Origin of the sequence: Antiquaquibacter oligotrophicus (assembly GCF_020535405.1) — a bacterium.
GTDB classification, from domain to species: domain Bacteria; phylum Actinomycetota; class Actinomycetes; order Actinomycetales; family Microbacteriaceae; genus Rhodoglobus; species Rhodoglobus oligotrophicus.
In genome coordinates, this window is sequence record NZ_CP085036.1 from 2204363 (window position 1) to 2227357 (window position 22995).

A 22995-nucleotide genomic window follows, 5' to 3' on the forward strand; every position below is an offset into this window, starting at 1 on the left:
AACGGAATGGTAGATGACACGCGCTCTCATCACAGGTATCACGGGTCAAGACGGTCTGTACCTCGCAGAACTGCTCCTCTCGAAGGGGTACGAGGTCTACGGCCTCATGCGCGGTCAGAACAACCCCAAGCGCCCTCTCCTCGAGGAGCTGATCCCGGATGTGACGATCCTCACCGGTGATCTCACCGACCTGTCGAGCCTCATCCGCGCCCTCGACACGGCACAGCCCGACGAGTTCTACAACCTCGGTGCCATCTCCTTCGTCGCGTACTCGTGGGAGAACGCACACCTCACGAGCGAAGTCACCGGCATGGGTGTGCTCAATGCCCTCGAGGCCGTGCGTCTCTACGAAGGCTCCACCGGCAAGCAGGTCCGCTTCTACCAGGCGTCGAGCTCGGAGATGTTCGGCAAGGTGCAGCAGGTACCGCAGACCGAGGACACGCTGCTCTGGCCGCGCTCGCCCTACGGTGTCGCGAAGGTCTACGGCCACTACATGACCATCAACTACCGCGAGTCCTACGGTATGCACGCCTCCTCCGGAGTGCTCTTCAACCACGAGTCGCCGCGCCGCGGCCCCGAGTTTGTCACCCGCAAGGTCAGCCAGGCGGTCGCTCGAATCCACCTGGGCCTCCAGGACGAGATTGTGCTCGGAAACCTCGACGCCCGTCGCGACTGGGGCTTCGCCGGCGACTACGTCGAGGCGATGTGGCTCATGCTGCAGCAGGATGAAGCGGACGACTACGTCATCTCGACCGGTGAGACCCACACCATCCGTACCCTCCTCGACGCGGCCTTCGGTGCGGTCGGGGTCACCGACTGGTCCTCGCTCGTGCGCCAGGACCCGCAGTTCATGCGACCGGCGGAGGTCGACCTTCTCATTGGTGACTCGACCAAGGCCCGCGAGAAGCTCGGATGGCAGCCCAAGGTGAGCTTCACGGAGCTCGTCACGATGATGGTGAACTCCGACGTCGAGGAACAGAAGAAGCTCGCCGGACTGTCATGAGCCGAATCCTGATCACGGGGATCACGGGCCAAGACGGGTCGTACCTCGCCGAGCAACTGCTCGCCGAGGGTCACGAAGTCCACGGCACCGCCCTGCGGTCGGATGAGGCGGTGCCCGGCGCCACGCTGCACTCGATCGATCTCTCGACCCCCGGTATCGCCGAGCTCATCCGCGCGGTCGAGCCGCACGAGGTGTACAATCTCGCGGCGATCTCGAGTGTGTTCGGGTCCTGGCAGCAACCTGCCGTCACCGCGGCGATCAACGGCGTCGCGGTGGCGGAGATGCTCGCGGCGCTGCGCGAACTTGCGGACTCCGGGCATCCCGTGCGATTTGTTCAGGCCTCGTCTGCCGAGATCTTCGGTATCCCCGCGGAAGTTCCGCAGAACGAGCGCACCGCGATCCGACCGACGTCGCCCTACGGTGCGTCGAAGGCGTACGCGCATTCGCTCGTGAACGTCTACCGCACTGCTGGAGTGTGGGCGTCGGCGTGCATCCTCTACAACCACGAATCGCCGCGCCGCCCCGAGCAGTTCGTGACTCGCAAGATCACGGCGAGTGCCGCGCGTATCGCACTCGGCCTCCAGGACCGTCTCGAACTCGGCAACCTCGCCGCTCGGCGCGACTGGGGCTGGGCCCCCGACTACGCGGATGCCCTCCGTCGGGCCGCGCGAGCCGAGACGCCCGACGACTACGTCATCGCGACCGGTGTTGCTCATTCGGTCGAGGAGTTCGTGGCTGCCGCGTTCTCGCGTGTCGGCATCGACGATTGGCGCAGTGTGGTGAGTGTGAGCGACGAGTTCCTCCGTTCTGGGGACGCGCCGCAGCAACTGGGTGATTCCTCCCATGCACGCGAGGTGCTCGGATGGCGCCCCACCGTCGACTTCGAGGGCATCGTCGCGGCCATGGTGGATGCCGACCTCGAAGCACTGCGCTAGAGAAGGCCTACCCGTCGCGGTTCGGTTCTGAGTTATCGAGTCGGGCGAAGGCCTGGCGCCAGCTCAGCTGGTTGGCGGCCTTGACGATACACACGACGAAGGCGAGCCAGCCGAACTCCACGAGGATCGAACTCTCGGCGAGGGCGTTGACGAGCAGGGCGATCAGAACCAGGGCCGGCCACACGTAGACGACGCTGCGACGGGCCGACGCCAGGAGCCACGACCGGGTGACGGCCAGTCCCGCGAGCGCGAGAAAGATGACGAGACCGACGAGGCCGAGTTGAAGCCAGAGGTCGACGAGCGCGCCGGAGGCGGTCGTCTCGAACCGCGGCGAGATATCGGCGAAGAGATTAAACGGCGGCAGGTCGATCCGCCAGGCCCCGATCCATCCCCATCCCTCGAGTGGATGTAGCGAGATGAGTTCGAATGCCCGGTACCAGACGTCGAGGCGGTACGTGAGCTCCTCGGTCGCTCCGAGCACGGTGATGATCGCGGAACGGAATACCCAGGCCAGGACGAGACCGATCGCGAGCACACCGAGCAGGGCGAACTGCCAGTAGCGGCGGTTCTCCGCTGGCGCTCGCCGAAGGGCGTAGAGAAGCCCCGTCGCGATGGCCACCACAATGACGACACCGATGGTGATCGGCGATCGGGTGAGCAGTACACACAACGCCGCCCCGATGAGGGAACCGATGGCGAGCCCGCGCGGCACTGACTTGGTGGCGAGTTCCGCGCCGAATGTGATGAGTGCGATGACGGCGACGATGCCGAGATCGTTCCGATTGCCGAGGATGCCCTGGATCGGGCCGAGGTCGGCGAGGTTACCCTGCACGGAGAGAAAGCGGATGGGCGCGTCGATGAGCACACCCGACAGGATCTCGATGCCGATCGAAATCCCGAGTACCAGCCGGAGCACGTCGCCGAAGGCTCGGACGATCTGGATGGTGTCCCGCAACAGTGCGACGTAAAAGGCGAGGACGGTGAAGGCCAGCAGATAGATGAGGGCGGCGAGACTCACCCACTGGTACTGGCTCCACACGAGCGTGATCGCCGTCCACCCCAAAAACACCAGCAGAGAGAGCGGCAGCAGACCCCTCCACTCGAGGGTGCCCCAGCGGGCGATGAGGGATGCCGCGGCCAGGAGTACGAGCACGGAGAGCGCCCCGATGAGGCCCGCCCAGCCGCTCAGCTGGCGAATCGGGAAGGCGAGGACGGCGACTCCGACAATCGCGGTGGTGAGTGCCGTAACGAATCTCGGCGCGCCGAGGAAGTCGAGCGCTGCTCCCAGGAGTTTCTCGCGCTGACCCGTCATTCGCGCGCGTCCCGCGGTTGCTCGATGAGCGGCTCATTTCGCTTCGTGGAGACCGCGATGAGCGTGAGAAACATGATGCCGAACTCCACGAGGAGCCTGCTCTCGGCCACACTCTGGATGATGAGGGCGACCATGATGGCGAACGGGAGAAGCGTCAGTGCGGTGTGTTTGAGCGGCTGCCCCGGTACCACCTGTTGGCGGTCGACGGCGAATGCCCACGTTCGGGCGAGGGTGGAGATCACGAGGGCCGCGAAGACGATGAGCCCGACGATTCCCAGCTGGAACCACACATCCAGCCACGCATTGTGGGCCTGCAACATACGCACCTTGTTGCTGAACGCGAGGTCGTGGAACGGATCGGCCCACGGAACCCAATAGCTCACCCAGCCCCAACCAAACGCAGGACGTTGCTGCGCGAGGGCGATGACGCTGTCCCAGATGTCCAACCGGCCGGTGAGGTCGGTGTCGCGACCTAGCGCTCGAATGATCGCCGCCGGGAAGGCGATGACCGCGGTCGTCACCAGGGCGCCGGCCGCCGCGAGGCTCGCGTAGGTGATGGTGCGCGCTCGCGGAGAATCCCGCCTGCGCAGGAGAAGGACTACGCCGATGATCGCAAGAGTGCCGACGAGGGCTACGGTCACCGTCGCCGATCGGGAGAGAGCGAGCATAACCACCGCGAGTGCGATCCAGGCTATCGACGCGGCACGGCGCCGCCGTCGGTCGGCGAGTTCGATCGCGAAGACCAGTAGGGCGAGAAGGGCCAGGAATCCGAGGTGGTTGGAGTTGCCGACGATGCCCTGGATTCTCCCGTCGTCGAACACCTCGAACAGTTCGTTGCGCGACCAGTACAGCAGCGGAGGGATCCGGCCGTCGTAGTCCTCCGGATTGGCGTTGACTTGCTGGGTCAGCGGAAGCAGCGGGGCGCGGATGACGAGCGAGACGAAGAGTTCGAAAAGGAGCGACGTGGCGAGCACAAAACGCAGCACCCTGCTGAGCCCGCGGAGGAGTTCGGGCCACGAGTAGGTGACGGCGAGAGTGACACCCGCGACCACGAGCATCCACGTCGTCAGGAGCCCGAGGGCGGTCGCTGATGGGTAGTGCGACCACAGGATCGACAGCGTCGCAAGCACGAGGAACGCGAGCAGCGGGTAGGGGAGCTCGCTGATGCGCCACCGACCGCGCTGCGCGATGAGGATGACGATGCACGCGAGGAACACGAGCACTGAAACAACCCCAAACACCCACCATCCGACCGACAGTCGCCACGCGTCGGGTGCCATGGCCAGAAGGAGAACCAGGACGAGAAAACCGGATCTCCACCGGGGGTCGCTGAGGAACCGCATTCCGTAAGGCTAGACGACCGGCACCTATGATCATGGAGGACAACTCGTGACTTTGACCGACCCCAGGAATTGAGTCTCGCAATGGTGCATCCCCGAGCCACTGAGCGCCCCGCGCGCGCTCAGTGGGTGCGCATGTACACGCGTCAGTTGTTTCTGACCGACGCGCTCGCGGTGCTCGTCGCCGTGGGCGGGTCGCACCTGCTCTGGTTCGGTACACGTTCCGTGGAGCTCGCCAGCGGCGACCTGCTGCCCCTCGGTATCTCCTACCTCGTGGTGAGTGTCGTTCTCGCGGCGAGCTGGCTCATCTTCCTCCACGTCTTCGGGACCAGGGATGCCCGCATCGTCGGTTCCGGACTGCAGGAGTACGCGCGCACGGCCGACGCCACGGTGCGGTTGTTCGGTCTCGTGGCGATCGTGAGCCTCCTGCTCATGATCGATATCGCTCGCGGCTTCATCATCACGGCGTTTCCGGTTGGCCTTTTCCTGATCCTTCTGGGTCGCTGGTTGTGGCGGCAGTGGTTGCGCGAGAAGCGCTTCACGGGGCTCTACAGGGTCCGCCTCATCGTTGTGGGGTCCACCGGATCCATCACGGAACTCGCCGACGAACTCCGCCGTCACGCCTACGCGGGATTCGAGGTCGTCGGGGTGTGTCTCACGGTTCCGACCGAGTCACCCGACGATGTGGCAAAGCTGGGGGTTCCCGTCTTCCGTTCCATCTCCGACCTGACCGCGATCATTCGGCAGACCGACGCCCACGTTGTCGCCCTCGCCGGCTCGCACGGACTGACCCCGTCGGCGGTGCGCTCGATCAGTTGGCAGCTCGAGCGAACCGGCATCGATCTGATGGTCGCGCCCTCGATCACCGACATCGCCGGAACGAGGATCCACACCCGACTCGTTGCGGGTCTTCCGCTCATTTACGTCGAGTCGCCGAGCTACGAGGGTGGCGCGAAGGTCATCAAGGCCCTCTTCGACTTCACGGCGGCCATCATCCTCACCATCCTCCTGTCACCGGTTCTCATCGCCATCGCGATCGCTGTGAAGGTCACCAGTCGCGGGCCGGTGTTCTTCACGCAGGAGCGGGTCGGTCTCGGTGGCTCCCTCTTCCGCATCATCAAGTTCCGCTCGATGACGGTCGGTGCCGACGAGGAGCTCATGTCGCTCCTGGCAGAAAAGGATCTCGATACCCAGCCACTCTTCAAGATCCGCGACGATCCGCGGGTGACGAGACTCGGCAAGTTTCTGCGCAGCACGTCACTCGACGAACTGCCCCAACTCTTCAACGTCATCAAGGGCGACATGAGTCTCGTGGGGCCGCGACCGCAAATAGCTGCCGAGGTGGCGCTCTACACGGATGACGCGGCGCGGCGCCTGCTCGTCAAACCCGGTATCACGGGCCTATGGCAGATCAGCGGACGATCCGATCTCGGGTGGGAGGAGGCGGTCAAACTCGACCTGTACTACGTCGAGAACTGGTCGCTCACCGACGATCTCGTGATCCTCTTCCGAACGGCGCGTGCCGTGCTACTGCGGGTGGGGGCCCACTAGGCGTTCGCGGCGACCCACTCGCGAAGTTCGGCCGAGAATCGTTCACGCGAGAACCGTCTGCTCCACTCGACGATGGGTTCTCTCGGCAGGTCGCTCGCACGGCGAACGGCATCGGCGACCGATGCGGGGTCGTCGGCATCGAAGTGCACACCCGAGATGCCCTCCGCGACGGTCTCGGCCGAACCGCCGATGCGATTGGCGGCCACCGGGGTGCCGAGCGCCATTGCTTCGATGGGCATGATCCCGAAGTCCTCCACGGGAGGAAATACGAGCACGGTCGCCGCGGCGTAGAGCGCGTACAGGAGTTCATTGGGTGGTTCGATGACAAACGTCACCGGCACGCGGGCCGCCTCCGCGAGGGTGCGAAGACGCGGTTCCTCCGGTCCCGCCCCCGCAAGCACCACCGGCAGGCCGGCGGACTCTCCCGCCGCGATGACGAGATCGAGTCTCTTGTAGGGGATGAAACGGGATGCACCCAGCACAAACGTCTCGGGAAGTGAATCCATCACACGCAAGCCGTCGTCGCCGAGGCGCGAGCGCCAATCCGCCACCGACTGAATGCGCGAGATCTCGACGGGTGGGTAGATAACGCTCGCGGGCTGCTCCCACGTCGCGGCGATACGTTCGGCGACGTAATTGCTGATGCCCGCGATGGCCGTGGCCTCGGATGCCCGCGCCCTGTCGATGGGGCGCAGTGCACGCGCAGCGGCACGGGCGAGAGGGCCAGACCCGCGGTCATCGAGTTCTGGTGTCCACAGGTATCGCGCCGGTGTGTACGTGTAGACGAGTTTGGCCGCGTCGCGGGAACGCCCGCGCGGGTGCAGGTGGTGTGCAAACGAGTGGGAGCTCGCGATCACCCAGTCGAGTTCTTCGGTCGGATCGATGGCGGTGCGCCACGCGCCAGCTAGAACGGGCATCGCGAGTGCCTTGCGTCCGCGCAGCGGCGACCGTGCCAACCAGAGTTCGCGCACCTCTCGGCCGGGGAAGCGCTCTGGGGCATTCAGCCACGGCGTGAGGATCGGGGCATCCGGAAACTCCGCGGCGATGGCCTCGAGCACGTTCTCGGAGCCACCGAACGGTTCGATCCACTCGTGGGCGATCAGGCCGGGCACGCGGACGAGTCTAGAGGGGTGGCTAGACGAAAGCCGCCTTGCCCGTGATCGCCCGGCCAACGATGAGGGTATTCATCTCCCGCGTTCCCTCGTACGAGTAGAGCGCCTCGGCATCCGCGAACGCGCGCATCGCGCCGTAGTCGAGCACGATCCCGTTGCCGCCGAGAGCCTCGCGGCACCACGCGACCGTCTCGCGCATCCTGCTGGTCGTGAACTCCTTGGCCAGCGCCGAGTGCTGGTCGCCCTGGGTGCCCTCGTCGAGCATCTCCGACACCCTCGTGACGAGGGCAATCGATGAGGTGATGTTGCCGAGGCTCTTGGCGAGCAATTCCTGCACAAGTTGGTGTGAGGCGATGGGCTTGCCGAACTGGATCCGCTCCTTCGTGTACGCGACGGCCGCCTCGTAGGCCTGGATCGAGTTGCCGACCGCAGCCCAGGCGACCTCGGCGCGCGTCAGGCGCAACACTGCGGCCGTATCGCGGAAAGAGTTCGCGTTCTGCAGCCGATTTGCCTCCGGAACCACAACGTCGGTGAGGGTGATGTCAGCATTCTGGATGATGCGGAGCGAACCCTTGCCCGGGATCGCGGTCGCGTTGTAACCGGGGGCATCCTGCGGCACGATGAACCCCTTGACCTGACCGTCCTCGGCGTCCTTCGCCCAGATGACCGTGATGTCACCGATCGACCCGTTACCGATCCAGCGCTTGGAGCCGTTCAACACCCACGAGTCGCCGTCACGTCGCGCTACCGTGCGCAGGCCCTGAGCCGAATCCGACCCGGAGAGCGGTTCGGTGAGACCGAAGGCACCCATGAGTTCGGCCGAGGCCAACCGCGGCAGCCACTCGGCACGCTGCTCAGCGCTGCCGCACTGGGCGATGGCACCCATGGCGAGACCGTTCTGCACCCCGACGAGTGTCGCCGCGCTCGCGTCGACGCGAGCGAGCTCGAGAGCCACCCATCCGCGGAACACGGCCGAGTTTTCGAAGGGTCGTGTCTCCTCCCACGCGAGTCCGTAGATGCCGAGGTCCGCGAGCCCCCGATGAACTTCGGGGCCAAACATCTCGCCGCGCTCCCACAGCGCGTTCGCGACAGGGCGCACCGTCGACTCGAGAAACTCGCGCAAGGCAACGAGCTTGTCGAGCTCCTCGGGTCGAAGGCGGCTCTCGAAGCCGTAGAAGTCACTATCGAGGGTGGGGAACGTCATCGTCGGCTCCGGTGGTCTGGGTGAAAGGGCGTTGCGCCAGCGTTACTCAATCAGGCCGAAACCCGGCGTTTCCACACCGTTGTTAGGGTGATCCAATGCGCACAGGGGAAGGTGGCGGATGTTTGTAGGCATCACCAACGAGCCGCGAGACTACGCGTGGGGGAGCGACGGTCTCATTTCGGAGCTGCTCGGTCGTGAGCCCTCCGGCGCGCCAGAGGCCGAACTGTGGTTGGGGGCTCATCACGGCTCCCCGAGTGTTCTCCTGGATCCTGGCCACGGTGAGGGCGCCCACGATCTCGCACAGTGGATCGCGGGCAACCCCACACGCGCCGTGGGGAACGAGGATGCTCGGCTTCCGTTCCTGCTCAAAGTGCTTGCCGCGGCCTCCCCGCTGTCACTGCAGGCTCATCCGACGACGGCTCAGGCGCAGGAGGGCTTTACGCGAGAGAACGCGGCGGGCATCCCGCTGTCCGCCGCCGAGCGGAACTATCGCGACCCGCACGCGAAGCCCGAACTCATTCTCGCGGTGAGCGATCGCTTCGAGGCTTTGTGCGGCTTCCGACCGATAGCGGAGGTCAGGGAGGACCTCGAACCGATCGTCGCGTCGGCACCGGGGGAGGACCGCGCCGTGCTCGCCGACCTGGTTGAACGCCTGGACGACGGCGCACTGCGCTCCGTCGTGGAGTGGCTCATCACCCGCGGCGACGGGTCTACCGAGGCGATCGCGGCCGTCAGCCGACTGGCAGAGACGGATGCCCGCCTCGAGCTTCAACGGCGGCTCGCCGAGCTCTATCCTGGCGACCCCGGCATCGTCATCAGCCTCCTCCTGCATCACGTTGTTCTCGCGCGGGGTGAGGCGCTCTTTCTGCCTGCAGGCAACATTCACGCCTACGTCGACGGTGTCGGCATCGAACTCATGGAGGCGTCGGACAACGTCTTGCGTGGGGGTCTCACCCCGAAGCACGTGGATGTCGCGGAGTTGCTCTCCGTGCTCGATTTCACGCCACGTTCGGCTCCGCTGCTGATTCCCGAGGTGCCGGTCCCCGATGTCCGGGTATTCCGTCCGGAGGGTGCGGGATTCGCTCTCATCGAGTTCGAGGGTTCCGGCCCGTGTCCGCTCGACGGTCCGGCGATCGCGCTGTGCCTTTCGGGGTCCTTCGTTCTTTCGGGTGCGACATCAACGACAGTCAGTCGGGGTGATGCCGTATTTATCACCCCCGACGAGGGCGATTTGATCGTTGACGGCTCCGGCCAGCTCGTCGTCGCGACCGTTGCCTGACCTGACCCCTATGATCGTCGGGGTACATCCGTCGATCGAGGAGCTTCTATCTCTGTGAGTGAGTCACCGGTGTCCGCTGCCGAACGCTTCTCCATCGTTGTCGTCTGCACGGCGAACATCTGTCGTTCTCCGATTGCCGAGCGTCTCCTGCGTCGACTCCTCGAGCGTGACGCGCCGCAGCTGTGGTCGATTCAGGTGTCAAGTGCCGGAACACGTGCGACCGCGGGCAGGGCGCTTCCGGATGACACGCTCGTCGAGCTCGAGCGATTGGGTCTGCCCGCTCAGCAGCACGCTGCCGTGCCGCTCGACGCGGCGACTCTCGCAACGGCCGACCTCGTGCTCGGCCTCACCCGCGACCACCGAAAAGCCGCGGTTCGACTGGCGCCGCGGGTCGCCACCCGCGCGTTCACGCTGGCCGAATACGCTCGCATCCTGCAGTTCATCCGCGCCGAACGCGCCGATGTGGCTCCGCGTCTCGACGGTGACGTGACCGCCTACCTCCGTGAGCTCACTGCTCTTGCCGCGCGATTGCGCGGGTCGATGGCTCCCCAGCTGAGCCCCGACGATCTCGACATCGAGGACCCGTACAACCGTGGCACGGCGGTCTACCGCCGCGTTGCCGACAGCATCTCCGCATCGAGCACATCAATCGTGGACACGCTCCGTTCATTTGCGTGACGCGAGACCCCGTCTATACACTCTCGTCTAGGGACTCTCCTCGCTTCGGCGGGGTACATGAATAACAGCATTACAGCTACGCAAAGGGCATCTTCTGGGCGGGATTTTTCTCCCGCCGGCCAGGCTTGCGTACCGGGAGATGCTGTTTGGAGTTCAGGGACTACGTCGACACCCTCCGTCGTCGATGGATCGGGATCACGGTCTTCCTCGTTGTCGGGTTGGCCATCTCGGGCGCGCTCGCGTTCCTCGCGGTGCCGACCTACCAGGCGGCGTCGCGCGTTTTTGTCGCCACCCAGTCGGCAGGTAGCGCGATCGAGGCGTTCCAGGGCGGTAGCTACACGCAGCAGCGCATGCAGTCATACGTCGAGGTCGCTAGCGGCCCCATCGTGCTCGACGAGGTCATCGCCGAGCTCGATCTCGACACCACCGCCGAGGAGTTGTCTTCGTCGATCTCAGCTCGCGTGGTGCCCGATACCGTCCTCATCGAGATTGTCGTCACCGACGAATCACCCGAAGAGGCAGCGGACCTCGCCAACGCCGTAGCGCGTTCGCTGCGCGACGTTGTCGTCGACGAACTCGAGGAGGCCGTCGGCGGTGAGGGCTCGCTCGTGAACCTCACACTCGTCAAGCGAGCGTCGGTTCCGAGCGAGCCGAGCTCTCCCGTCATCCCGCTCTACCTCGGAATCGGGGCGATCTTCGGTCTCGCACTCGGTCTCGCGTTCGCCTTCATTCGTCAGGCACTCGACACGCGTCTGCACAGCGAGCGCGACGTTCGCGCGGTGACGGATGAGCCGATCGTCGGCGGTTTCGTTTTCGACCCCACCGCGGCTCAGGCCCCACTCATCATCCACAGTGGTCCGCAGAGCTCCCGCGCCGAAGCCTTCCGCACACTCCGCACCAACCTGCAGTTCATCGATTTCGAGTCAGACCACCGTGCCTACGTTGTGACCTCGTCTCTCCCGTCCGAGGGAAAAACGACAACGGCGGTAAACCTCGCGATCGCGCTCGCCGAATCGGGCAAGCGCACGCTCCTCATCGACGCCGACCTCCGGCGCCCTCGTGTTGCCGACTACATGGCCATCGAGGGTGGCGCGGGCCTCAGCGATGTCCTTATCAACTCCGCAACACTCGAAGACGTCGTCCAGCCGTGGGGGGAGAGCGGCAACCTTTGGGTGCTCCCGGCGGGCGCGCATCCGCCGAACCCGAGCGAACTCCTCGGTTCCCGCTCGATGATGGCGCTTCTCGACCTCATCCGCGCGAACTTCGACCAGGTGATCATCGACGCACCACCCCTGCTGCCCGTCACCGACGGTGCGATCCTCAGCAAGATCACCGACGGTGCACTCCTCGTCTGCGCGGTGGGGCTCGTGCGCGCACCCCAACTGCGTCAAGCGCTCGAACAACTCCAGAACATTCACGCCAACGTTCTCGGACTCGTCATCAACATGCTGCCAACGCGGGGTCCCGACTCCTACGGCACGTATGGCTACGAGTACGTCGACAAGGCGTGAGACGAACCCGGATCGATGAGGAGACAACGATGACACGGTCGAAGCCGCGGATTGCCATTGCCCACGACTACATCACCCAGCGGGGCGGGGCGGAGCGCGTGGTGCTCGCGATGGCGCGGGCATTTCCGGATGCCCCGATCTACACCACGCTGTACCAGCCCGAGACCTCGTTCCCCGAGTTCACGGAGCTCGACATTCGCCCCTCGGCGCTCAACAGGGTGGGGCCGCTCCGACGCCACCACCGGGGTGCGCTGCCGTTCCTCCCCGCTGCCATCGACTCGATCCACATCGACGCGGATGTGGTGATTTCGAGCAGCAGCGGTTGGGCGCACGGCGTGCACACCAACGGCCAGAAGCTCGTCTACTGCTACTCGCCGGCCCGATGGCTCTACCAGTCGGACGTGTACCTCGGTGAGCGTCCAGCCCTGCCGAAGGCGCTCGCACTTGGCGCCTTTTCACCGTGGCTGAGGGCGTGGGACCGGAGGGCCGCCTCGAGTGCCACGCGGTACCTCGCGATCTCGACGGCCGTGCAGGGTCGCATCCGCGACGCCTACGGCCTTGACTCGACGATCGTGCCGGCGCCGCATTCGGTGTCGGAGACGATGCCCGTCGAGTCGGTTCCCGGTATCGGCGAGGACTTCTACCTCTGCATCTCGCGATTGTTGCCCTACAAGAACGTCGACAAGGTCATCGAGGCGGTCCGATCGACACCGGAACGTCGCCTTGTAGTCGTGGGCGCGGGCCCGGAGGAGGAGAACCTCAGGAGCACCCTGCCGCCCAACGTCACGATGCTGAAGAACCTCACCGATGCCCAGATTCGCTGGCTGTACACCCGAAGCCGTGCGATCGTCGCCGCCAGCTACGAGGACTACGGCCTGACCCCCATCGAGGCGGCCGTCTTCGGCAAACCGAGTGCCGTGCTGCGCTGGGGTGGGTTCCTCGACACGGTGGTCGAGAACAGCACCGGAGTGTTCTTCGACACCCCGACCTCGACCCAGATCCGCGGGGCGCTTGATCGCCTCGAGGCCCGTCCGTGGGATGCCTGCACGATCCAATCGTCCGCTGCACGCTTCACCGAGGCAACCTTCGCTGGCGAACTGCACGGTCAGGTCGAGGATCTCGTCGCGCTCGCCGGAGCCGCCCGGTGACCCTTGCTGATCGTCTCCGGGTTGTGCAGAGAGGGTGGGCCATCTTTGCCCTCTTTGCGCTCCTGGGTGGGTTGGGCGGACTCGCCACCGCGCTGCTGTCCACCCCCCGATTCGATGCGACGGCTCGCGTCTTTTTGAGTGTCGGGGAGACCCCGACAGCGCTCGACACCCTTGCAGCAACCATTTACGCGCAGACGCGCATCCTCTCCTACGCCACCGTGGCAACCGACCCCGTTGTGCTGCGGCCCGTCGCCGCGGACCTCGGTATCGACCAGAACCCCGACGACCTGGCCGCTCGGGTGACCGCCACCCCGGTCGCCGACAGTCTCGTTGTCGAGATCGTCGCCTCCAGCCGGTTCAACACCGAAGCGGCCGCGCTCGCGAATGCGGTCGCGGATCAACTCGTCGACGTCATCGAGCTGCAGCTCGAGGCCGAGATGACGGACGAGGGGAGTTCCCTCACAGCGCAGGTCCTCGAACGGGCACCAGTGCCGACCTCATCGGCGTATCCCCAGATCCTCCCGTCGCTCGGGGCAGGGCTACTCGTGGGATCCATCATCGGCGTCGGCATGATGCTCTCGCGCCACAGCTTCGACTCACGCATTCGATCGGTGCGCGATATCGCGGATGCCACCGAGGTGCGTGTCCTCGCGACGATCGCGCGTACCGACAATCCGGAGACAGTTGTAGCGACCGTTGAGAGTTCGCAGGCTTCGCACGACTTCCGCACGCTCGAGGCGATGATGCGATTCATCGGCTTCGAGGCGCGCAGCACCCTCATCACGGGGGCGCGACCCGATCAGGGCGCAACAACGGTTGCTCTTGGTCTCGCCATGGCTTCAGCGCAACAGGGACGTCGGGTTCTCCTCGTCGATGCGAACGTGCGGAACCCCCACGTGCTCGAGCATCTCGGGCTCGAGTCTGACCTCGGCCTCACCGACTTGCTTGTCGGCGCGCCGCTCGCGGATGCCGTCCAATCATGGCCGGTTGTGCCAGAGCTCTCCGTCATCGCCGCGGGAAGTGTGGCCCCCAACACCCACGACCTCTTCGCCTCCGAGCGCGCACGGCGACTGGTGCAAGGTCTCGAGGAACGGTACGACCACGTCATCATCGATGCCCCACCACTGTCGGCGGGATCGGATGCCGTGACCCTCGCCCCGCTCGCTGGTTCCGTGCTGCTCGCGGTGACTCCCGGAACCCTCCCGCGTGAGGACCTGCTTCGGGGGATTGCGAGCCTCGGTCACAGCGAACTCCGCGGGATCGTGCTCACGGATGTCCGGCGCAGCAGATCACGCTCCACGCACGACGAATACGAGCCACTCGACACGGAGCTTGTGGGTTCGGGGGAGAGGACACCATGAAACGACGTTTGCTGTGGCTCGTGGAGCACCTCGGTGCCGTGCTCTTCAATCACTTCGTCACCTTTCTGCCGTCGCACACGATCCGGCAGGGTTTCCTGCGCGCCTGGGGTGCCGAGATCGGTAAGGATTCGTCGATCTTTCGAGGTACGACGGTGCTCGGCATCCAGGGTCTGCGTGTTGGTGAGGCGACGACGATCGGGTTCCGGTGCCTCCTCGACTCGCGTGGCGGTCTCACGATCGGCGACAACGTCGTCATCGCGAGCGACGTGCACTTCATCGCCGGCCACCACCTGCCCAACTCCGACGACTTCAGTTACATCATCGAGCCGACGGTCGTCGAGGACTACGTGTGGATCGCGAGCCGCTCGACCGTATTGGAAGGGCTCACGGTCGGTCGCGGTGCCGTGATCGGAGCGTGCTCCCTCGTGCGTAAGCCCGTCGAGGCGATGTCCATCGTGGCGGGCATCCCCGCCAAGCCTGTCGGCGAACGCCACTCACGCCTCACCTACCGACCCATGTTCAAACCGATGTTGTTCTGATGAGCGATTCGACGACCACACAGCAGAAGGGATGCGAATGAAACGCATCTGGGACCGACTCGGAGTCGTCCACTACAACTTCTTCATCACCCACATGCCCTTCCATTGGCTTCGCCTGTGGACGCTGCGCATCTGGGGGGCGAAGATCGGCAAAGACACGTCGGTGTTCCGCGGCACAACGGTGTTGGGGATCGACAAGCTCAGCATCGGCGAGTCGACCGTCATCAGCTTCCGCTGCCTCCTGGACGCGCGCGGTGGACTCACGATCGGCAGCAACGTCGTCATCGCGAGTGACGTGCACTTCATCACGGGAACGCACCTGCCGGATTCGGACACCTTCGAGTACGAGCTGCTCCCGATCGCGGTGGGCGACTACGCGTGGATCGCAAGCCGAGCCACGGTGCTGCCGGATGTCACGATCGGCCGGGGTGCGGTGGTCGGGGCCACCTCGCTCGTGCGCTCCGATGTCGCCGACATGGAGATCGTCGCCGGTGTCCCCGCTCTCGTGCGCGGCATTCGCGAGTCCGCGCTCACCTACCGGCCGAAGTACAAGCCGCCGTTCTTCTAAACCGCAGCAAGCGCCAGTTCAGGAAGGAACCGATGAGCGACTGCTCCACGATGCGCCTCGTCTACATCGCTCCCCGTGCGGGGGAGAGCGGTGTGGGTGACTACGCCGAGGATTTCATCGCCGCCGTGCGTGGTCGGGTGGGGTCTGTCGTCGAGTACCGCCACGACGGGCCCGGCAAGGATTCGCTCGTTTCGATCCTCCGGCAACGGCGGGAAGTGCTGCGTCTGATCGCCGAGGATCCCGCGAACACCGTTGTCCACGCGGAACAGAGCGGCGGCGCGCTGCTCCCGTTCTGGGCGACGGTAGGTGTGCGTGACGTGCCCGTTGCGGCGACCGTCCACGACCCGCCGCTGAGTGTGTGGTGGCCCTTCCGCACTCGGCTCGCCGCCAACATCCGGCTTCTCAATCACGGACTGCACTATCTGACCCAGCCCTTCACCACCTGGTTGGAGGCGCGTGTGAACCGCGGTCGGACGCTCGTCACGCTCAGCCACACGGGCGCCACCGAGCTCCGCAAGGTCATGACCGGCTCGCACGTTGTCGCGTCGTCGCTGTTTGTTCCCGACAGGCCCGAGATCACACCCGTCGTCGACCGACCGCTCGCGATCGGACTCTTTGGCTACGTCTATCGCGGCAAGGGCTTCGAGGTCGTGCAACGACTCCGCGAGCAGCTCGATGACGACATCCTCATTCGGGTCGCCGGTCGCGGAACGGAGAAGCTCGACCCCATCCCGGGTGTCGAGATCCTCGGTGAGGTGGATGGCGAAGCCGAGGACGCCTTCTTCGCGTCGATCAGGATGCTCCTCGTGCCGTACGACTCTCGACACGTGTACGGGCGCGAGGCCTTTCCCGCCGCCAGTGTCGTCAGCCGCGCCATGGCCTATGCGACACCCGTGCTGTGTCGTGCGCACGGGGCGCTCACCGAACTGGCCGAGGGCGGAGGCGCCGTTGTTGTTGACGGCGGTGCCGTTGAGTTGGCTGCCACTGCCAATCTCACGCTGCGCGACGAGACCCGACTCGAGGAGCTCGAGCGAGGAGCGCGCGACGTGCGCTGGCGGCACTCCGCCGAGCGGATCGTCGACGACTTTCTTGCCGTGTGGGGCACGCGTTCGGTCGCACCACTGCGCAACGGGGGGCGATCGTGATCGCCAAACTCCTCGGGCAGAACCTCATGAGGGCGGGGATCGCCTCGACCTGGGTTCTCGCCGCACGTCTTCTCGGTCTCGCCTGGACCGCGCTCATCATCTTCCGCCTGGGACTCGCCGATTACGGCGTCTACGCCATCGCGTTCGCGGTTGCCGCGATCATCGCCGCGCCGATCGACAACATCTTCCTCGTGCGTTCGCTCCGCATCGACGACGAGAGCTACGGGCGCGAAGCCGCGACACGTGTTCTCGTGGGAGGGGCCTTGCTGCTCCTCGGCGTTGTGTTCTTCGTCCCCGTGTTCGTTGTGGGGTTCGCGCTCGTCGTCGCCGGAGGCGAGATCCTCTTCAATGCGGTCAAGGGAGACGCCCTCCGGGCAGGTCTCCCCAACATCGTCACGCGTCTCGATGCGCTACGGCAGCTCTCCTCCATCGTGTTGGCTTCGGTGTACCTGTTCACCGTGAACAACCCGAGCCTCGAACTCGCGGTGGGTCTCTACAGCGCCCCCTACCTCGTCATTGCGATCGCGGCGGCCATCAAGGTTCGCGGTCGGCGGCCGAAAATGCCCGGATCGTTCCACGAGATCCGGCTGCTCTGGTTCGACGCACTCGCACTCGCCCTCTACCTCCAGGCCGATGTGATCCTCCTCGGTGTGCTCACCACGGAGGAGATCGCCGGTGTCTATTCGCTCGCGTCCGTCGTGGCACTCGCCCTCTCATCCTTCGCCCAAATGTTCGCGCAGACCTTCCACGAGCGTCTGCGGGCAGGGCTGGGTGACCCGGATGCCGGCCCCCGACGGGTGGCGTCGCTCGCGGTCGCGATTCTGCTCGCCATCGCCATGCTCGTTGTCGGGCTCGTACTCATGGCGTTCTTCTCGGAGCCGGGAGTCGGGCTGCTCTTTGTGGTGATGAGCACGGTTGTGCTCCTGCGCTCGCTCACTCTCATCCTCACGACCATGCTCTACGTGCAGGGGCGTGATGGGCATCGCGTCGCGGCGGGATGGACGGCCGCGGCGGTGAAGCTCGGCATCCTCGCGCTTCTGGCCCCGCTCGGCGCTCTGGGGGCGGCCGTCGGTGCCATCGCAGGCGAGCTCATCTTGCTCATCTGGTACTACCGCGTCGTTTACTCGTGGTCACCCCAGGTGCGACCCGAGAAGCGTGCGGATGACGCCCCGATCGTGCCAGACGGGGGTGGCCTGCTGTGAGCGAGACGAGAACCGCGACCTTCCTCCTCGCGAAGGATCCGACAATCGACCACGGCGGCGACATCGCGCTCTCCCGACTCGTGATGCGCTTGGCCGCGGAGTCCGTTTCCGTACGCGGTATCGCCCTCTCCCGGGCGGCCGACCCGTCACCGGATGCATCGATCCGTCGTATCCCGAAACCTCCCGTGTCCGTCCCGAAGCTTGCCGCCACGAGCCTTCTCACCGGTCGCAGCATCGTGCACACGCGGTTCGACGTTCCGGCGCTGCGCCACGCCATCGACGAAACCGCAACAGACCTCTTCGTCGCTGAGCACAACTACATGGCGGAGTCCTACCTGCGCTCGCGCCATCGGGGGAGCACCCCCATCGTGCTCAACACCATCAACTCGGAGTCACTCGTTTTTGCCGCGACGCGAGGTCGCGCCGGCAGGCTCGAATCGCGGAGGATCCTCCGCGACGAGGTGCGCACTGCTAAGGCCATGCGGGCGGTGGGCACGTACGACAGCGATGAGGCGCAGTTCTACCGCGACCGTGGAGTCGATCCGGTCTTCTGGCTGGACATCACACTCCCACCCGGCACGCGCACCCCGGTCGAGACGACGGGCCGTCGCCTTATCTTCCTCGGCGATCGCACGTGGCCGCCGAACCATGAGGCATTTGTGCTGCTCGCGTCATGGTGGCCCGAGATCGCGCGCGGGATCGAGGGCGCAGAACTTGTTGTCGTCGGAAAACGTGACCCCGCAGCCCCCTATCCCGCCATCCCCGACGGCCTCAAGGACATCGGATTCGCCGATGACCTCGACGAGATGCTCGGCTCGGGCCGTGCGCTGGTCGCTCCCGTTCAGACCGGAGGCGGGGTGCGTGTGAAGCTCCTGGATTCCGCGTCGCGTGGGCTGCCCGTCATCGGTACGACGGCGGCTATCGGAGCGCACGCGTCGGTCCTGGGGGTCACACCGTTCGACGACAAAAAGGCCTTCATCGAGCAGGCCCGCCGATACCTCCTCGACCGGGATGCGGCAACCGCCGAGGGTCAGCGGCTCTACGAGGCGAATGCCGATCGCTGGAATGCGGGCATCCCGCACTCGCGCATTGCGGAATGGATCTCCGCGTGAAAATCCTCATCGTTCTCGCCGCGATCATGACGCCGATTCTGGGTGCCGTGCTCGCCAGCGACGCGTCGATCGCCGTGAGGCTCATCGCAATACTCGCAACCCTCGTTCCCGTCGGCGCCTGGATCGCGCTGCGTCGACCGCTCTACCTCTACTCTGCGTTCGCCTTTGTGCTCGCCGCGATTCCCTTCGGTGTGCTGCCGGGATCACCACTGCCGCTCGTGCTGTTGCTCTCCGTCGCGATCGGCATCACCACGATCATTCACTTGCCCCGCGGTGGAAGAAGACCGGGCGCAGTCGAGTGGGGTGTGCTCGCGCTCATCATCGCTTCGGCCGTATCGATGGTTGTGACGGCAACAACGAGCTACGACTACACGGAGTTCGCCAAGTGGTTCCTCGCGACATCGTCGGTGCTCTCGCTATCGCAACTGTCCCGACCCGACCTGCGCACAGTCGGGCGCTGGTATGTCGTTGGCGCCGCGACCGGGTCGGTCTTTGGCCTCATCACTCTCTTCTTCGATAGCTCCGGTCGGCTGCTGTCGCTCCTCTCCTTCCTCGGCTACGGCGTAGGGGACGGAACAAACCTCCGCTACGTCGTGAGTGCCGAGGGCATGACCGTTCGACTGACGGGAACCTACGTCGATCCCAATGCGGGCGGGCTGTTCCTCTACCTCGGAGTTCTCTTGGCGCTCGCACTATTCCGGGGCATCCCGCGAGTTGCCCTGGTCTCGGTTGTCGCCCTCGCCATGGCGCTCACACTCAGTCGCGCCGCCATCCTCTCGCTCGGGGTCGCGTTCCTCGTCTACATCGCCCTCCAGCGCCTCCGCTTCACCGGCAAGGTGCGCATCGTCAGTGTCGCCGCGGTCGCGGGCGCCGTTCTGCTCATGATTCCCGCGATCCAACGCAGACTCTTCGACTCCTTCGGATCTTTCGACACCGGGTCCAGTGCGCGCGCCGACGCCCTCCGCGACTACCCGAAACACATGGACGGCAGTTGGTTGTTCGGCCTCGGGTGGGGGCGCATCGAGTTCCGCGACGGCCGGGTGGGAATGGCCGTCAACCACGTGGCGAATGCGCCGCTGCTCTCCGTATACCGAGGTGGCCTCGTTGTGGGCATCCTGTTCTGTTTTGTGCTCATCGTCGGCATCGTCCTGTCGTTCCGAGCGCTGCGCAGTAAAAACCCGGAGCTCGGCTACATCGCTGCCGGCTACATCGGATTTGTGGGAGTCGCTCTCCAGCTGGACTTCCCGGTCATCACGATCCCGCCCGTCGCGGCGCTCTTCGCCTTTTTCCTCGCCGTGCTCCCACGCGAAGAGGATTTTCACGATCCGCCGGCGCAGCCCGGCGCCACCGGTAGGCAGCTTCAGATTGTTGAGGAACGGCGATGACCCCACCACCGGATGCCCGAGCGGCGGCGACCGCGAAGGCGCCTAAACAGCGTCTCATCGGACTCGACGGAATGCGCGGACTCCTCGCGCTCTCCGTCATCCTCGTCCACACCATGGGGGCTCTCGCTCCGCTTGTGCTCACCGCCACACACCTGGACCTCCTCGGCCAGGTGATCGTGGTGTTCTTCGCGCTGTCGGGGTTCCTCATCTACTGGCCGTTCGCGTCGCGCATCATCAGTAATCGCCCGCTCGGGTCGATCTCCGACTACTTGCGCAATCGTGCGCTCCGCGTCTACCCCGCGTACATCGTGATCTTCCTCTTCGCCAACTTTGTGCTGGCCGGCTCCTTCCTCAGCAACGCGATGGAGACGATGGTGCCCTACACGGATGCCGGCACCGGGGTCATCACGAATCCGCTCGACCTGCTCCTCCACCTCACGCTCCTGCAGAACTTTTTCCCCTCCGGCCTGCAGACGGGGATCAACTCGTCGTGGACCCTCACGGTTGAGCTCACCTTCTACGTCGTCCTGCCGTTGCTCGCGATCGCCGTGCACCGCGTGGGGGCCACCTGGAAGCGGAGCCGCTACCTGTTGGCGGCGCTGCCGGCCCTCGCGCTCATTGCGCTCGGCGTTGTCTTCCGAGGCATCGCCTGGGCGATCCAGCTCATCGGGGGCGTCTCGGTTCTCGACGCCGAGTGGGGCGCAAACTGGCTGGGAGTGCTCTCGCGCAGCTTCCTTGTCTGGTCGGACAATTTCGGTTTCGGAATGCTTGCGATCGTTGCCTACATCGCGGCCAAAAACGGTGCCCTTGTATCCCTTGGTCGTGTCTCACTGCGAGCGGTGGCAACTCTGTCGCTCATCGGCGGGCTGCTTTTTGCCGCTGTATGCCTCGTGCTGCGACTTCCCTGGTTGAGCACGGGGGTGGCCCTCGCCTCCGGTGCCTTTTTTCTGCTGCTCCTCCTACCCGTCCGCACACGCGAGCATCCGCGGTACGCGGCGGTGCTGGATTGGGCACCCTTCCACTACATCGGCCTCATCTCGCTGAGTGTCTACCTCTGGCACTACCCGGTACTGCTGACGATCATCCGCCTCGGATGGGCTGGGCCAGACACGCCGCTCGGTGCCGCGTACAACGTCGCGCTTGTTGCCGTTTTCAGCATTGCCGCGGGATCCGTCACGTACTGGCTCATCGAGCGTCCAGCACAACGGTGGCGCCCGCGGCCCCGATTCACCGCGCTGGACAAGAACCCGGAGAAGTCCGCTAGTGAGGTGTGACGGCGTCAGCGAAAAGGCTCGCGACGAGTTCGTGCCCGGCAAGCGAGAGATGCGATCCGTCCGAGGTGAGCTCCGGTCGCAGCACGAGCGGATCGCCCGGATCGGCCAGCGGTGTCGCAACGTCGACCACCGCGAAGAGACCGACCTCGTTCGAGAGCAGCCACTCATTCCACTCCACGCGCACGGCATCGAGTTCCGAAGTATTGCCGCGCGGCGGTTCGGTAAACGCGACGATCTTCGCCTCCGGCCACAGCGCGCGTGCTCGGTCAAGCATGGTGAGGAACGCGACACGCACGGCCTCGATCGGTTGGGCGCTCGCGATGTCGTTGGAGGCGGCCCACAGGGTGACGAAGTCGGGAGTCATCCCCTCGAACGTCGTCCACTTCGGCGATTCGACGGGGTAGCTCAACAACCAGGATCCGCTCGCCGAGAGAGTGCTCGCCGCGCCACCGTTCGCCTGCGCCCACAGCTGGGGCCACGAATCCTTCTCGCCCTCGTGGGGGTGTGCCGCCGGATCGATGTTGCCGGGGGAGTTCAGAGAGTGCCCGAGAACAACCAGCCGTGGGGTGTCCTCGTCGACGGTGTACTCGACCCACACGTCGAGGAGCGAGAAAGAACCGGTGAACTGTCCGATGGCATCGGTTCGACCGCCGAGACCGGACGAACCGAAAAAGTCGACCCAGGCGACACCCCCCGTGACAGCGAGAGCGGTACCGGCATCGCTACGCAGGCCGATCGAGAGGAGTTGCGGAACTCCCGCCTCGAGATCGAGTTCGTCAGCGCTCACCCACGGGGTCGTGTAGGTCGCGCCATCGACGATCGTTCCTCCTGCGGCGAGGTGCGCCGGTGCGGTTGCATAACCGGGCCCGTCCGCCGCCTGCTGGCCGAGCCACACGTCCGTCACCGTGAGGCTCCCCTGCACGGGCTCGTCGGAGAGGTAGTTCCAATTGCGAATGTGGACCCGGAGGCTCGTTGGCGTTGCGGCCAACTCGAGCGGAAGCCGCTGGAGTGCATCGATGGGGGCATCCGCGAACTGCTCGGCAACGCCAATCGTGTGTCCGAAGCTGTAATCGACGATGGCGCCGTCTGCGGGCGCGCCCGACGTGTCCACAACGTCGGACACGGAGGGAAAACAGCCGGCGAGCAGCGTCACGGCGCACAGCGCAATGACCACGCGCAGAGCGCGCCGCGTTCGATGTCCCCCCGACATGCCTCCATCGTATGTGCCCCGAGAGGGGGTCATTGATGCGCCGACCTCCCCGGGGTCGAACCCGAGCCATTCGCCGTCTGGCGTTGGCGGCCCTGCTGGTGCCCGCCCTTGCTCTCGCCGCGCTGG

The 22995-nt window shown here is 65.4% G+C and carries 20 protein-coding genes; 15 read left to right on the forward strand and 5 right to left on the reverse strand.

Annotated features, from left to right (window positions below):
• Positions 1–13: 13 nt before the first annotated feature.
• Both LH407_RS10690 and LH407_RS10695 read left to right on the forward strand, forming a co-directional pair.
• On the forward strand, positions 14–1003 hold the full coding sequence (locus LH407_RS10690) for a GDP-mannose 4,6-dehydratase (protein WP_322134006.1): 990 nt from the start codon (positions 14–16) through the stop codon (positions 1001–1003).
• A complete protein-coding gene (locus LH407_RS10695; RefSeq protein ID WP_322134005.1) occupies positions 1000–1938 on the forward strand; it encodes a GDP-mannose 4,6-dehydratase in 939 nt (312 codons plus the stop codon). Before LH407_RS10690 ends, LH407_RS10695 begins: the two co-directional genes overlap by 4 nt.
• A gap of 7 nt (positions 1939–1945) precedes the next feature.
• Here the strand turns inward: LH407_RS10695 and LH407_RS10700 are convergent, their stop codons facing one another.
• Positions 1946–3250, reverse strand: a complete 1305-nt coding sequence (locus tag LH407_RS10700) for an O-antigen ligase family protein (protein ID WP_322134004.1) — start codon at positions 3248–3250, stop codon at positions 1946–1948.
• Positions 3247–4593 (reverse strand): O-antigen ligase family protein, encoded by a 1347-nt coding sequence (locus tag LH407_RS10705; protein WP_322134003.1) that lies wholly within the window; start codon positions 4591–4593, stop codon positions 3247–3249. The genes LH407_RS10700 and LH407_RS10705 overlap by 4 nt, the downstream gene beginning before the upstream one ends.
• Positions 4594–4674: 81 nt before the next feature.
• Between LH407_RS10705 and LH407_RS10710 the strand changes: the two genes are divergently transcribed.
• Positions 4675–6141: a sugar transferase gene (locus LH407_RS10710; RefSeq protein WP_322134002.1), complete on the forward strand. Its 1467-nt coding sequence runs from the start codon at positions 4675–4677 to the stop codon at positions 6139–6141.
• Here LH407_RS10710 and LH407_RS10715 read toward each other — a convergent pair.
• The gene (locus LH407_RS10715; RefSeq protein ID WP_322134001.1) at positions 6138–7253 is read right to left on the reverse strand and encodes a glycosyltransferase; all 1116 of its coding nucleotides are present in this window, start codon (positions 7251–7253) and stop codon (positions 6138–6140) included. The two genes, LH407_RS10710 and LH407_RS10715, sit on opposite strands and share 4 nt — an antisense overlap.
• A 22-nt stretch (positions 7254–7275) precedes the next feature.
• Entirely contained in the window at positions 7276–8457 is a 1182-nt protein-coding gene (locus tag LH407_RS10720; protein ID WP_322134000.1) for an acyl-CoA dehydrogenase family protein, read from the reverse strand.
• 118 nt (positions 8458–8575) lie between these two features.
• Between LH407_RS10720 and manA the strand changes: the two genes are divergently transcribed.
• From manA to LH407_RS10780, 12 genes are all read left to right on the forward strand, one after another.
• Positions 8576–9736, forward strand: a complete 1161-nt coding sequence (manA, locus tag LH407_RS10725) for a mannose-6-phosphate isomerase, class I (protein ID WP_322133999.1) — start codon at positions 8576–8578, stop codon at positions 9734–9736.
• Between the two features lie 54 nt (positions 9737–9790).
• A complete protein-coding gene (locus tag LH407_RS10730) occupies positions 9791–10414 on the forward strand; it encodes an arsenate reductase/protein-tyrosine-phosphatase family protein (protein WP_322133998.1) in 624 nt (207 codons plus the stop codon).
• 146 nt (positions 10415–10560) lie between these two features.
• Complete coding sequence (locus LH407_RS10735) at positions 10561–11925, forward strand: polysaccharide biosynthesis tyrosine autokinase (protein WP_322133997.1); 1365 nt, start codon at positions 10561–10563, stop codon at positions 11923–11925.
• A gap of 29 nt (positions 11926–11954) precedes the next feature.
• Positions 11955–13073, forward strand: a complete 1119-nt coding sequence (locus LH407_RS10740) for a glycosyltransferase (protein WP_322133996.1) — start codon at positions 11955–11957, stop codon at positions 13071–13073.
• On the forward strand, positions 13070–14434 hold the full coding sequence (locus LH407_RS10745; protein ID WP_322133995.1) for a polysaccharide biosynthesis tyrosine autokinase: 1365 nt from the start codon (positions 13070–13072) through the stop codon (positions 14432–14434). Before LH407_RS10740 ends, LH407_RS10745 begins: the two co-directional genes overlap by 4 nt.
• Positions 14431–14973 (forward strand): acyltransferase, encoded by a 543-nt coding sequence (locus LH407_RS10750; RefSeq protein WP_322133994.1) that lies wholly within the window; start codon positions 14431–14433, stop codon positions 14971–14973. The genes LH407_RS10745 and LH407_RS10750 overlap by 4 nt, the downstream gene beginning before the upstream one ends.
• Positions 14974–15010: 37 nt before the next feature.
• Complete coding sequence (locus LH407_RS10755; RefSeq protein ID WP_322133993.1) at positions 15011–15541, forward strand: acyltransferase; 531 nt, start codon at positions 15011–15013, stop codon at positions 15539–15541.
• Positions 15542–15573: 32 nt separating this feature from the next.
• Positions 15574–16686, forward strand: a complete 1113-nt coding sequence (locus LH407_RS10760; protein WP_322133992.1) for a glycosyltransferase family protein — start codon at positions 15574–15576, stop codon at positions 16684–16686.
• Positions 16683–17888, forward strand: a complete 1206-nt coding sequence (locus LH407_RS10765; protein WP_322133991.1) for a polysaccharide biosynthesis protein — start codon at positions 16683–16685, stop codon at positions 17886–17888. The genes LH407_RS10760 and LH407_RS10765 overlap by 4 nt, the downstream gene beginning before the upstream one ends.
• Positions 17885–19000 carry a glycosyltransferase gene (locus LH407_RS10770; RefSeq protein ID WP_322133990.1) on the forward strand — a complete coding sequence of 372 codons (1116 nt, stop codon included), beginning with the start codon at positions 17885–17887 and terminating at the stop codon, positions 18998–19000. The genes LH407_RS10765 and LH407_RS10770 overlap by 4 nt, the downstream gene beginning before the upstream one ends.
• Positions 18997–20385, forward strand: coding sequence for an O-antigen ligase family protein (locus LH407_RS10775; RefSeq protein ID WP_322133989.1), 1389 nt, complete (start codon positions 18997–18999; stop codon positions 20383–20385). Before LH407_RS10770 ends, LH407_RS10775 begins: the two co-directional genes overlap by 4 nt.
• Positions 20382–21659, forward strand: a complete 1278-nt coding sequence (locus LH407_RS10780) for an acyltransferase family protein (protein ID WP_322133988.1) — start codon at positions 20382–20384, stop codon at positions 21657–21659. The genes LH407_RS10775 and LH407_RS10780 overlap by 4 nt, the downstream gene beginning before the upstream one ends.
• Here LH407_RS10780 and LH407_RS10785 read toward each other — a convergent pair.
• On the reverse strand, positions 21646–22869 hold the full coding sequence (locus LH407_RS10785) for an SGNH/GDSL hydrolase family protein (RefSeq protein ID WP_322133987.1): 1224 nt from the start codon (positions 22867–22869) through the stop codon (positions 21646–21648). The genes LH407_RS10780 and LH407_RS10785 overlap by 14 nt on opposite strands.
• Positions 22870–22995 lie beyond the last annotated feature (126 nt).

Coding starts and splice junctions, on each gene's coding strand:
- LH407_RS10690 (WP_322134006.1), top strand. CDS start 14: ATGACACGCGCTCTCATCACAGGTATCACGGGTCAAGACGGTCTGTAC.
- LH407_RS10695 (WP_322134005.1), top strand. CDS start 1,000: ATGAGCCGAATCCTGATCACGGGGATCACGGGCCAAGACGGGTCGTAC.
- LH407_RS10700 (WP_322134004.1), bottom strand. CDS start 3,250: ATGACGGGTCAGCGCGAGAAACTCCTGGGAGCAGCGCTCGACTTCCTC.
- LH407_RS10705 (WP_322134003.1), bottom strand. CDS start 4,593: ATGCGGTTCCTCAGCGACCCCCGGTGGAGATCCGGTTTTCTCGTCCTG.
- LH407_RS10710 (WP_322134002.1), top strand. CDS start 4,675: ATGGTGCATCCCCGAGCCACTGAGCGCCCCGCGCGCGCTCAGTGGGTG.
- LH407_RS10720 (WP_322134000.1), bottom strand. CDS start 8,457: ATGACGTTCCCCACCCTCGATAGTGACTTCTACGGCTTCGAGAGCCGC.
- manA (WP_322133999.1), top strand. CDS start 8,576: ATGTTTGTAGGCATCACCAACGAGCCGCGAGACTACGCGTGGGGGAGC.
- LH407_RS10740 (WP_322133996.1), top strand. CDS start 11,955: ATGACACGGTCGAAGCCGCGGATTGCCATTGCCCACGACTACATCACC.
- LH407_RS10750 (WP_322133994.1), top strand. CDS start 14,431: ATGAAACGACGTTTGCTGTGGCTCGTGGAGCACCTCGGTGCCGTGCTC.
- LH407_RS10755 (WP_322133993.1), top strand. CDS start 15,011: ATGAAACGCATCTGGGACCGACTCGGAGTCGTCCACTACAACTTCTTC.
- LH407_RS10760 (WP_322133992.1), top strand. CDS start 15,574: ATGAGCGACTGCTCCACGATGCGCCTCGTCTACATCGCTCCCCGTGCG.
- LH407_RS10780 (WP_322133988.1), top strand. CDS start 20,382: ATGACCCCACCACCGGATGCCCGAGCGGCGGCGACCGCGAAGGCGCCT.
- LH407_RS10785 (WP_322133987.1), bottom strand. CDS start 22,869: ATGTCGGGGGGACATCGAACGCGGCGCGCTCTGCGCGTGGTCATTGCG.